The organism is Amycolatopsis sp. La24 (assembly GCF_029087445.1).
Taxonomy (GTDB): Bacteria; Actinomycetota; Actinomycetes; order Mycobacteriales; family Pseudonocardiaceae; genus Amycolatopsis; species Amycolatopsis nivea.
In genome coordinates this window covers 181,623-192,008 of sequence record NZ_JARACH010000004.1, presented here as the reverse complement: position 1 = coordinate 192,008, position 10,386 = coordinate 181,623, and the positions used below count along the sequence as shown (strand labels likewise).

General features: G+C 71.7%; 11 protein-coding genes. 7 read left to right on the top strand and 4 right to left on the bottom strand.

The annotated features are described in order from the left end of the window. Positions 1-2 precede the first annotated feature (2 nt). Positions 3-1,085 carry a type VII secretion protein EccE gene (locus tag PUT80_RS07615; protein ID WP_275291508.1) on the bottom strand — a complete coding sequence of 361 codons (1,083 nt, stop codon included), beginning with the start codon at positions 1,083-1,085 and terminating at the stop codon, positions 3-5. Between the two features lie 152 nt (positions 1,086-1,237). Between PUT80_RS07615 and eccB the strand changes: the two genes are divergently transcribed. From eccB to PUT80_RS07600, 3 genes are read left to right on the top strand one after another with little or no spacing between them, the layout of a single operon-like run. Then, positions 1,238-2,644, top strand: coding sequence for a type VII secretion protein EccB (gene eccB / locus PUT80_RS07610; RefSeq protein ID WP_275291507.1), 1,407 nt, complete (start codon positions 1,238-1,240; stop codon positions 2,642-2,644). A 38-nt stretch (positions 2,645-2,682) separates the two neighbouring features. Further along, entirely contained in the window at positions 2,683-3,354 is a 672-nt protein-coding gene (locus PUT80_RS07605; RefSeq protein ID WP_037810075.1) for a response regulator transcription factor, read from the top strand. Beyond that, a complete protein-coding gene (locus PUT80_RS07600) occupies positions 3,351-4,004 on the top strand; it encodes a response regulator transcription factor (RefSeq protein ID WP_037809611.1) in 654 nt (217 codons plus the stop codon). The genes PUT80_RS07605 and PUT80_RS07600 overlap by 4 nt, the downstream gene beginning before the upstream one ends. Before the next feature lie 176 nt (positions 4,005-4,180). Here the strand turns inward: PUT80_RS07600 and PUT80_RS07595 are convergent, their stop codons facing one another. After that, the gene (locus tag PUT80_RS07595; protein ID WP_275291506.1) at positions 4,181-4,975 is read right to left on the bottom strand and encodes a carbon-nitrogen hydrolase family protein; all 795 of its coding nucleotides are present in this window, start codon (positions 4,973-4,975) and stop codon (positions 4,181-4,183) included. Between the two features lie 84 nt (positions 4,976-5,059). Here PUT80_RS07595 and hisD point away from each other — a divergent pair, with 84 nt between their 5' ends. From hisD to hisB, 3 genes are read left to right on the top strand one after another with little or no spacing between them, the layout of a single operon-like run. Beyond that, positions 5,060-6,385 (top strand): histidinol dehydrogenase, encoded by a 1,326-nt coding sequence (gene hisD, locus PUT80_RS07590; protein WP_238607676.1) that lies wholly within the window; start codon positions 5,060-5,062, stop codon positions 6,383-6,385. After that, a complete protein-coding gene (locus PUT80_RS07585; protein WP_238607675.1) occupies positions 6,382-7,491 on the top strand; it encodes a histidinol-phosphate transaminase in 1,110 nt (369 codons plus the stop codon). Before hisD ends, PUT80_RS07585 begins: the two co-directional genes overlap by 4 nt. Beyond that, a complete protein-coding gene (gene hisB, locus PUT80_RS07580) occupies positions 7,488-8,087 on the top strand; it encodes an imidazoleglycerol-phosphate dehydratase HisB (protein WP_037367102.1) in 600 nt (199 codons plus the stop codon). Before PUT80_RS07585 ends, hisB begins: the two co-directional genes overlap by 4 nt. Before the next feature lie 177 nt (positions 8,088-8,264). Here the strand turns inward: hisB and PUT80_RS07575 are convergent, their stop codons facing one another. Continuing rightward, positions 8,265-9,002, bottom strand: coding sequence for an MBL fold metallo-hydrolase (locus PUT80_RS07575; protein WP_275291505.1), 738 nt, complete (start codon positions 9,000-9,002; stop codon positions 8,265-8,267). A 17-nt stretch (positions 9,003-9,019) separates the two neighbouring features. Here PUT80_RS07575 and PUT80_RS07570 point away from each other — a divergent pair, with 17 nt between their 5' ends. Continuing rightward, positions 9,020-9,178: a hypothetical protein gene (locus tag PUT80_RS07570; protein WP_162836028.1), complete on the top strand. Its 159-nt coding sequence runs from the start codon at positions 9,020-9,022 to the stop codon at positions 9,176-9,178. A gap of 544 nt (positions 9,179-9,722) precedes the next feature. Here the strand turns inward: PUT80_RS07570 and PUT80_RS07565 are convergent. Next, positions 9,723-10,367 (bottom strand): GNAT family N-acetyltransferase, encoded by a 645-nt coding sequence (locus PUT80_RS07565; protein ID WP_275291504.1) that lies wholly within the window; start codon positions 10,365-10,367, stop codon positions 9,723-9,725. Positions 10,368-10,386: the final 19 nt, after the last annotated feature.

Here is a 10,386-nt window from a genome sequence, read left to right as displayed (position 1 = left end):
TGTCAGGTGAGGGCGAGCGGCAGGGTCCGTCGTACTGCGGCGGCGTGTCCACCGTGCAGCGGCACCACGGAAATCCCCTGCGGCACAGGCACTTCCGCCGCCCTCGCCCCCACCCGAACGGTCAGCTCCAGCTTCTCCCGCCCGCCCGGCGTCCGCCGCACGGTCGCCGACGTAGCGGTAAACGCCGCCCCCTGCACCGCCAATCCGAGCGTCCGGGCAAGCCCCCGCGAGGACCGCGGCGAGTAGCACGTCTGCGTGAGCCCGCCCCATTGCCACGCGCGCCAGAAATCCCCGTCGGACTCCGGGTTGCCAGCGGAAACCCCCAGCGCCACCCGGAGCTCGTTGGTCAGCTCGCCGGCCTCCAGCACCGTCGAGGGAAAGCCCGCCTCCGCCAGCGCCACCATCAAGCTCAGCGCCGCGCTCGCCGTGCTCCGCAGCGCCCCCAGTTCGCCGCCGCCGCGGGCGAGGGCGGCGATCGGCGCGTCTTCCGGCCGGTAGCGCACCGCGAGCCAGCGCACCCGGTACACCCGCGAATCCCTGGGCACCGCCCACGTCAGCAGCTGCACGGCGGCCAGCGGGATGTCCGGGTTCCGGAACGTCGTGCGGAGGATGGCCAGCAGTTCGTCCGTCGAAGGTTCCCCGGCACCGGGCGTGAGGCGGACGATCGCGCTCCAGTCGCCGTCGACCTCGGCGACGCCGAAGCGGTTGCCCGCGCGGTCGACGTGCTGACGCACCTTCACCGGACCGGCGATGCGCAGCAAGGCGTCCGGGCTGTCGCGGCGGCTGTCGTGGCGACGCAGCCGATGCGCGAGCCACGTCCACGCCCAGCCGGCGAAATGCCGTCCGGCGACCCGTACCGACGTCGTCACCACCAGCAGCCCGGCCAGCGCGGCGATGGTGATCCGCATCGGCTGGGCCAGGCCGTGCACGGTGAACGCGAGCAGCAGGGCCAGCGCGGCGATCTCCCACCCGGCCGCCTGCAACGGGCGGATCGGCAGCAGCCACGGCCACGGCGCGGTGCCCGAAATCCCGGCGGTCCCGGGGGCTCGGGCAGGAGCAGGGGCAGGCGGCGCGGACACGGACAACGCATTCCCCTCTTCCCCGGGCGGAGACCCGGCCCCGCGAACGCTAGCGTCCCCGCGCGGGCGCGTGGGCGTAAAAATTACCCTCGTGCGCGTCCGGAGAGCTGTCTAGCCTGCGCGGGAAGCGGATGTGATCTCCAGGGGGCCGGGACAGCGTGTGGACGCAGCGGGACCAGATCCAGGCGTACCAGTTCCTGCGCCGCCGTCTCGTGTCCGCGCTCGTCGCCGCGGACGCCAACCATCCGGTGTCGCCCAGCCGCCGTCTCGTGCTCGGCACGCTGCTCGGCGTCGGCGCGGCCCTGCTCGTGACCGCGGTGTTCGGGGTGATCGGCCTGGTCAGCCCGTCCGGCGGGAAAGACTGGCTGGCCGGCGGCAAGGTGATCGTCGAGGAGGACAGCGGGGCGCGGTTCGTGCTCGGCGCGGACGGCGCGGTGCACCCGGTGCTCAACTACGCGTCCGCGCGGCTGCTCGCCGGCGGCAACGGACACGAGACCGTCACGGTGCCCGCCGAGAAGCTCGGCACGGCCCCGCGCGGCACCCAGATCGGCATCGTCGGCGCGCCGGATTCCTTGCCCAGCAAGCTGATCACCACCCCGTGGGCCAGTTGCAGCCGCACCACCCAGGACGCGCCCGCGTCGGCCGAACCGCTCGTCGCCGTGCTGCTGGAACCGGCCGCGTCCGGGGTCGAGCTGCCGCGCGATTCGGGCGTGATCGTGCGCGTTCCGCAGGGCGGCCGGTTCCTGCTCGCGGGCGGCCACCGGTACCGGCTGAGCGACGAAGCCGCGGCGGCCCTGCAATTCGACAGCTACCCGACGATCACCGTGTCCGCGCGCTGGATCGACACCGTGCCGGCCGGACGCGACCTCGGCGAGATCCCCGTCGACGGCGCGGGAAACCGCGGCCCGCGCGTCGGGACGCAGGAGACGCGCGTCGGCCAGGTGCTGTCGGTCGTCGACCCGATGGCCGGGCCCGCCACCGCCTCGACCTACTACCTCGTCCGCCCGGACGGACTCGAACCCGTCGGCCAGACCGAGGCCGCGCTGCTCGTCACGACCCCGGCGAACGAACCGGCGTATCCGGGCCGTCCGGAACCGGCGCGGGTGCGCGCCGCGGACGTCGCCTCGGTGAAGAAGGTGAGCGAACCCCGTTCCGGCGGCGCGGATCCGGCGGCGTACCCGGACCGGATCCCCGGGAAAGCGCCGATCACCGGCAGCGCGGTGACCCTGTGCGCGCAGAACGGCCGCGTGACGGTCTCGGCGGATCTGCCGGTCCCGCCCGGCGCCCGCGCGCTGCCGGTGCAGAGCCGGACCGACGCCCGGGTCGCCGATGTCGTCTACGTCCCGCCCTCGCGCGGCGCGGTCGCGACCGATCCCGGGTCGGGAACCATTTATCTCGTCACGGACACGGGGCGAAAATATCCGGTGGCGAACGGGACGGCGCTCACGTCGCTGGGCTACGGTTCTGGGTCCGGGCATCCGGTCGCGGGCGGGCTTCTCGCGCTGATGCCGACCGGTCCCGCGCTCGATCCCGCCGCGGCCGGGCAGCCTGCGGGAACGGGGTGAGCGAGCCGGTGACCACGACAGCGCAGCGACCCAGCGACGTGCCGGACCGCCCCGAATCCCCAGCTTCCGGCAGCGTCCACGTCGCAGTGATCGAAGACCATCCGCTGTACCGCCGGTCGGTGGAACGCGTCCTCATGGAGGCCCCGGACGTCGAACTGGGCGCGGTGGTCGATTCGGTCGCGCGCTTCCACGTCGCGCGCCAGCCCGCCGGCAGCGTCGTCCTGCTCGACCTCGGCCTGCCGGGCGTGGCCGGCGCGGCCGCGGTGCTCGAGGTCGCCGAGCTGGGCCATCACGTGCTGGTCGTGTCGGCGCAAGCCGAGCCGGAGACGGTGCTCGCCGCGATCGCCGCCGGGGCCAAGGGATTCCTGTCGAAGGACGTCGACGTCGACGAGTTGCTGATCGCCATCCGCGCGGTCGCGGGCGGCGGCGCGTACGTGTCGGCAGTGGTCGCCGGAATGATCATCAAGGACAACACCGACCGCCCGGTCACCCGGCCGGAAATGGAACTGTCGCCGCGCGAAGTGCAGGTGCTGCGGCTCGTCGCGGCGGGCGAACGGGACGTCGACATCGCGCGGATCCTCGGCATCGGCGTCCGCACCGTGCGCGGCTACCTCGACCGGATCCGCGACAAGACCGGCGAACGGCGGCGCCCCGGCCTCGTGAAGGAAGCGATCCGCCGCGGCCTGGTGGGGAAGGAAACAGTGACGTGAAAGCCGACGAGGGGCGGCGCCGGAGCGGACCCATCCAGGTCGGGGTGATCGAAGACCACCCGCTGTACCGGGACGCGGTCGCGCGCGTGCTGAACGACGCCCCGGACATCGAACTGGGCGCGGTAGCCGACTCCGTGGCGCGGTTCGCGGTGCAGGACCAGCCGAAGGGCAGCGTGGTCGTGCTCGACCTGAAACTGCGCGGCGTCCAGGACGCGGCCGCGGTGCTCGAGGTGGGGCAGATGGGGCACAAGGTGCTCGTGGTGTCCGCGCACGCGGAACAGCCCGAGGTCCTCGGCGCGATGCAAGCCGGCGCGAAGGGCTTCCTGTCGAAGGACGTAGACGGCGACGAACTGCTTCGCGCGATCCGGACGATCGCGGAGGACAACGCGTACGTCTCGCCGACCTTGGCCGGCATGATCATCCAGGACAGCGACGAACGGCACGCGGGACCGAAGATCGTGCTGTCGGAACGGGAAAAACAGGTCCTGCGCCTGGTAGCGGCGGGGGAGCGGGACGTCGACGTCGCGGAGATCCTGGACATCAGCGTCCGGACGGTGCGGTCGTATCTGGACCGGATCCGGGACAAGACGGGAGAGCGACGGAGGGCGGGATTCGTGCGGGTGGCGATCCGGGAAGGGTTGCTGCGCTGAGGTTTCGTGACCGCACGCCGCCGGCGCCCCAATGTGGCATTGGGTGCTCCATCCATGCCCCCCGCCACCGCCCTCAGCGGAGGCGCTGCGCGCCGCTGGCTCATTCAACGCACCCAATGTGGCGTTCGGTGCGTCTGACGCAACCAATGCCACATTGGGGCGCAAGGCCCCCAGAGTCAGAGCCGCCGGTTGGCCAACGCCCCAGTAGCCGTCCGAGCCTTCCCCGCCACCTCCGGGTCCACGTCCACCACCAGCATCTCCACCCCGGCCCCAGCCTGCGCTTCCACCCGCCCGAAACCGTCCGCCACCAGCGAGTACCCGATGCCGGTCGGCGCCTTCGGGTTGACTTCCACCCCGGTCGCCGCCGGGTCGGCCTGCCCGCAAGCCGCTACCCAGCAGCCCGAGTCCAGCGCCCGTGCCCGCACCAGGACTTCCCACTGCTCCCGCTTCCCGGCTCCCGCGCCCCACGACGCCGGGACCATCACCACGTCCGCGCCGTCGTCGGCCAGGCGTCGGAACAGCTCCGGGAACCGCAGGTCGTAGCAGGTAGCGACCCCGAACACCGTCCCCTCCGCGGAGAACGTCACGACCTCCGCACCCGGCGCGACGGTGTCCGATTCGGCGAAGCCGAACGCGTCGTACAGGTGGATCTTGTCGTACCCGAGATGCTGCCCCAGCCCGGTGATCAGCAGCGTGTTCCGCACCCGCCCGTTGTCCGCTGGCGTGAACATCCCGGCGATCACCAGCACGTCGTGCTCCGAGGCGATCGCGGCGACCGCCGTCGCCCACGGGCCGTCCAGCTGCTGCGCGACCGGGGCGAGCGGGCGGCCGAAGCGGGCCATCGTCGCCTCCGGGAACACCACCACCCGCGCTCCGGCGGCCGCCGCGGCCTCCACGCCGGAGCGAACCGTTTTCAGGTTTTCTTCCGGGTCGTCGCCCGAGTTGAGCTGGCACAACGCGATCCGGGGCACACGAGCCTCCCTGGTCCGGGGACAGCGGGTCGGCATCGAGTATCCCTGCCGGGCGCGCGCGGGCCACCTCGTACCCTGGTGTCCATGTTGAACCGCACCGACCTGCGCGGGCAGGTCCCCTCCGCTGCCGAGCTCCGTGCCGCGCTTCCGCGCGCCGAGTACGACGTGGACGCGGCGCTGCATCAGGTCCGGCCGGTGGTCGAGGCGGTCCGCGACCGCGGGGTCGAGGCGGTCCTCGAGTTCACCGAGCGGTTCGACAAGGTGCGCCCGGAGACGGTCCGGGTGCCCGCCGAAGAGCTGTCCAAGGCGCTGTCCGAGCTGGACCCGCAGGTCCGCGCCGCGCTGGAGGAGTCCATCAAGCGCGCCCGGAAAGTGCACTCCGACCAGCGCCGCCAGGACGTCACGACCCAGGTCGTGCCCGGCGGCACGGTCACCGAGCGCTGGGTGCCGGTCGACCGCGTCGGCCTGTACGCGCCGGGCGGGCTGGCGGTGTACCCGTCGACCGTGGTGATGAACGTCGTCCCGGCGCAGCTGGCCGGCGTGCGCTCGCTGGTCGTGTGCTCGCCGCCGCAGGCCGCGTTCGGCGGGCGGCCGCACCCGACGATCCTGGCCGCGGCCGCGCTGCTCGGCGTGGACGAGGTGTGGGCGGTCGGCGGCGCGCAGGCGGTCGCGCTGGTCGCCTACGGCGGCGTCGACACCGACGGCGCCGAACTGGCCCCGGTGGACATCGTCACCGGTCCCGGCAACATCTTCCTCACCGCGGCCAAGCGCCTGGTCCGCGGCGTGATCGGGATCGACTCCGAGGCCGGTCCGACCGAGATCGCGATCCTCGCCGACGAGACGGCCGACCCGGCGCACGTCGCCGCCGACCTGATCAGCCAGGCCGAGCACGACCCGCTCGCCGCGAGCGTCCTGGTGACCACGTCCGAGAAGCTGGCCGACGCGGTCGAGACGGAACTGGCCGCCCGCGTCCCCGCGACGAAGCACTCCGAACGGGTCGGCCAGGCGCTGGGCGGCAAGCAGTCCGGCGTCATCCTGGTGTCCACTGTGGACGACGGACTGCGCGTCGTGGACGCGTATGCCGCCGAGCACCTGGAGATCCAGACCGCGAACGCCCGCGAAGTGGCCGCACGGGTGCGCAACGCCGGAGCGATCTTCGTCGGCGCGTACGCCCCGGTTTCGCTGGGCGACTACTGCGCCGGCTCGAACCACGTGCTGCCCACCGGCGGGTTCGCGCGGCATTCCTCGGGCCTGTCGGTGCAGAGCTTCCTGAAGGGGATCCACGTCGTGGACTACTCGGAGGACGCCCTGCGCGAGATCGCCCCCCGCGTCGTCGCGCTCGCGGACGCCGAAGACCTGCCCGCGCACGGCGAAGCCGTCACCGCACGTTTCGAAGGAGACGGCCGATGAACGAAGCCACTCCCGGCGGCGAGGTCACCCTCGCCGAACTTCCGCTGCGCGAAGACCTGCGGGGCCGCACCCCGTACGGCGCGCCGCAGCTGGACGTCCCGATCCGGCTCAACACCAACGAAAACCCGTATCCGCCGCCGCCCGAACTGGTCGACGACGTCGCCGAGGCCGTGCGCGCCGAAGCCGCGTCGCTGCACCGGTACCCGGACCGCGACGCGGTGGCGCTGCGCACCGATCTGGCGGACTACTTGACGGTGTCCACCCGGGTCGTGCTATCCGAGGCGAACGTGTGGGCGGCGAACGGGTCGAACGAGATCCTGCAGCAGATCCTCCAGGCGTTCGGCGGTCCCGGCCGCACCGCGCTGGGCTTCGAGCCGTCGTACTCGATGCACCCGATCATCGCGACCGGCACGCGCACCGACTGGCTGCCGGTGCCGCGCCGTGCGGACTTCTCGCTCGACACCGAGCAGGCCGCCAAGGCGGTCGCCGAGCGGAAGCCGGACATCGTCTTCGTGACCAGCCCGAACAACCCCACCGGCGGGTCGATCCCGCTGGACCAGCTGCGCGGCGTGCTCGACGCGGCCCCGGGGATCGTCGTGGTGGACGAGGCGTACGCGGAGTTTTCGTCGCAGGCCTCCGCGATCGAGCTGATCGCGGAGTACCCGGCGAAGCTGATCGTGTCGCGCACGATGAGCAAGGCGTTCGCCTTCGCCGGCGGACGGCTGGGCTACCTCGCCGCCGCACCGGCCATCGTGGACGCCCTGCAGCTGGTCCGCTTGCCGTACCACCTTTCCAAGGTCACCCAGGCGGCCGCCCGCGCCGCCCTCCGGCACGCCGACGCCACCCTCGCGTCGGTGCACCGGCTCTCCGCCGAACGCGACCGCGTCGTGGAAGCCTTGCTGGGCTTGGGATTCACCCCGGTGCCGAGCGACGCCAACTTCGTCCTCTTCGGACGGTTCAGCGACGCGCCGGCCAGCTGGCAGTCCTATTTGGACCACGGCGTGCTGATCCGGGACGTGGGCATCGAAGGCCACCTGCGGGTGACCGTCGGCACCCCGGAAGAGAACGACGCTTTCCTCGAAGCGAGTAAGGAAGTCAAGCGATGAGCCGCGTCGGCAAGGTGGAGCGCACCACCAAGGAATCGTCCATCCTGGTCCAGCTGGACCTCGACGGGACCGGCCAGGTGGAGATCGCCACCGGCGTGCCGTTCTACGACCACATGCTCACCGCGTTCGGCGTGCACGGTTCGCTGGACCTGAAGGTCGAAGCGACCGGCGACGTCCACATCGACGCGCACCACACCGTCGAGGACACCGCGATCGTGCTCGGCCAGGCACTGCGTCAGGCCCTCGGGGACAAGAGCGGCATCCGCCGTTTCGGCGACGCGTGGATCCCGATGGACGAAACCCTCGCCCACGCCGCGATCGACGTCTCCGGCCGCCCGTACTGCGTGCACGTCGGGGAGCCGGAGCAGTTCAACACCTTCACGATCGGCAACAACTACCCGTTCGTCCTGACCCGGCACGTCTTCGACTCGCTGGCGTTCCACGCGCAGATCGCCCTGCACGTCCGCGTCATCCACGGCCGCGACCCGCACCACATCGCGGAAGCGGAGTACAAGGCTGTGGCGAGGGCGCTGCGCGCGGCCACGGAACCGGACCCGCGCGCCGGTGGGATTCCGTCCACGAAGGGCGTGCTTTAACGGCTACGAACGTGCGCGGCGTTGCTGCTGGACGCCGCGCACGGTGGCCGCGACGGGAATGCGGCCCGCATCGAGCAGGAGACGCGGGAATCGACCTCGCGATATTCAGGTCGGTAATTCGCGGGCAAGCTCGCTCCAGCGGACCGCCACCGCGCACTCGGTTCTCGTTCTGACCGCTCACACGCGGAACACCGTCCGCGGCGCGGCATAAGCCACCGGCCCGGGAAAGTGTTCGGCGGCAAGGCGAACCGCGTCGCGGGCGGTGACCGTGTGGCCGAGATGCGTGAGCACCAGCCGTGCGGCACCGGCAGCCGCGTGGCCCGCTTCCGCCGGAGTCAGGTGTTCCGCGGACGGCTCGATGCTGTCCGCTTCGCACAGGAACAGATCCGTCCCCTTCGCCAGCTCCGAGAGCGCCGAGCACGGCCCGGTGTCCCCGGAGTACGCGAAAGTCCGCTCCCCGTCAGTGATCCGCACGCCGAACGCCGGGAACCCGTGCGACACGGCCACCGTCTCGAGGCGCAGCCCGCCGACCCGGGTCCGATGTCCGTCGTGGAGTTCCCGGACGGCGAACGCCTCCTCGATCGGCGCGCGGCCGGTGTTGCTCAGGAACGCGGAGATCCGCGCCGCCGTCCCCGGCGGGCCGTAGAGCGGGATCGGCCGCCGCGGGCGGAGATCCGCGAACAACAGTGCGTACACCGCCGGTAACAGATCCGCGACGTGGTCCGCGTGCAGATGCGAGATCCAGATCGCGTCCAGCTCGGCCGGCGAGACGTGTTCCTGCAGGGCAGCGAGGGTGCCGGGCCCGGCGTCGAGCCAGATCGCGGTGTCCTCGTGGCGCACCAGGTACCCGGAGCACGGAGCGTCCGGGCGCGGGTACGGCGTCGCGCTGCCCAGTACCGTCACGGTGAAAGCCATGTGGCACGCTAACCCCTGTGAGCAAAGAACTGATCGCGGTCCTGCTGCTGGCCCTCGGCGGCTTCCTGGCCGGCGGGGTCTACTCGCTGTGGAAGACCGCGAAGTTCTTCGCCGTGGTGCTGGGCATCGCGGCAGTGCTGGCGATCGGCGGGGCCATCGCCTGGCTGGTCAGCTGACCACTCCGGGATCTTCCCGCTCCCGACGCACGCTTCCCGCACTGTTGATGCGGACCTGCTCGCCGACACGGGCTTGGCTGCTGACGCGGACCTGCTCGCCTACGCGGACTTGGGCGCCGACACGGGCTTGGTCGCCGACGCGGGCTTGGCTGCTGACGCGGGCTTGGCCGCCGACCCGGACCCTCTCGCGCAGGTGCGGGCCCGCACCTGCCCTGTGCCGCCCAGCAATTGGTGCGGACCTTCGCGCCTCCCGAGACTTGCCCAGGCAGCTAACGCGAGCCCTTCCACAGCAGCCCGTGGTTCGCGGCGGCCAACGCGGCCCTTGTCGCTCCTGGCGCCCTCCCCGCAACGAAACACGGACTTCCCTGCCCACAGCGTGCCTCCCCACAGCTAGCGCACGCCCCTCACGGCAAGCGCGTAACTCGCGGCGACGAGCGCGGTCCCACGCCGCTCCTGAAGCAAGCCTTCCCGGCAACGAACGCGAATCTCCCCACGCCTAGCACGTGACTCCTGTCAATGAAACACCTCCCCAAGCGTCCCGCGACTAAGCCGCCAACGGCTGATAAATGCACTCAGCCAGCGTCGCCTGCTTCTTCCACCCCAACGTCTCGTACAGCGCCCGCCCCGCATCCGTCGCCCCGAGCACGCCCAGGACCGCTCCGTCCGAGACCGCGTGGTCGGCGAGCGAGCGCATCACGAACCCGCCCAGTCCGCGGCGCCGGTGGGCTTCCTCAGTCACCACCCGGTCCACGACCACCGCGTCGCCGACAGTCGCCATCTGGCCCTTCGCTGCCTGCTCGCCCGTCGCGTCCAGCACGTGGAGGAACGTGACGGCGCCGCTGACCTCCACCGTCACCGTGTAGCCCTCCGGCGCGACCGGGTTCGTCGCCAGCAGATCCGTCGCCATCAGGTGGCCGGTTTCTTCCCACGCGACTACCCAGCCATCCGGCATCCACGGCTCGATTGTTTCTGGCTCAGCGGGCGTTTTCAGCCACGTCCGAGGTTCGCTGACCGCGCCCGCAGCAGCGCGGACCAGCGATTCCTCAGCCTCGGGCAGGACGTGCCTGCCCACTTCCGCGGGATTGTCCGGCACCTCGACGAAAAGCCCCCATGGCTTCTCGACCGGCGCCGGCGTCTGCCGTGACAACGCCCATCCCGCGACCCAAGTCCGTACCGTGTCCTCGATCATGAAACCAGGGTACGAACCA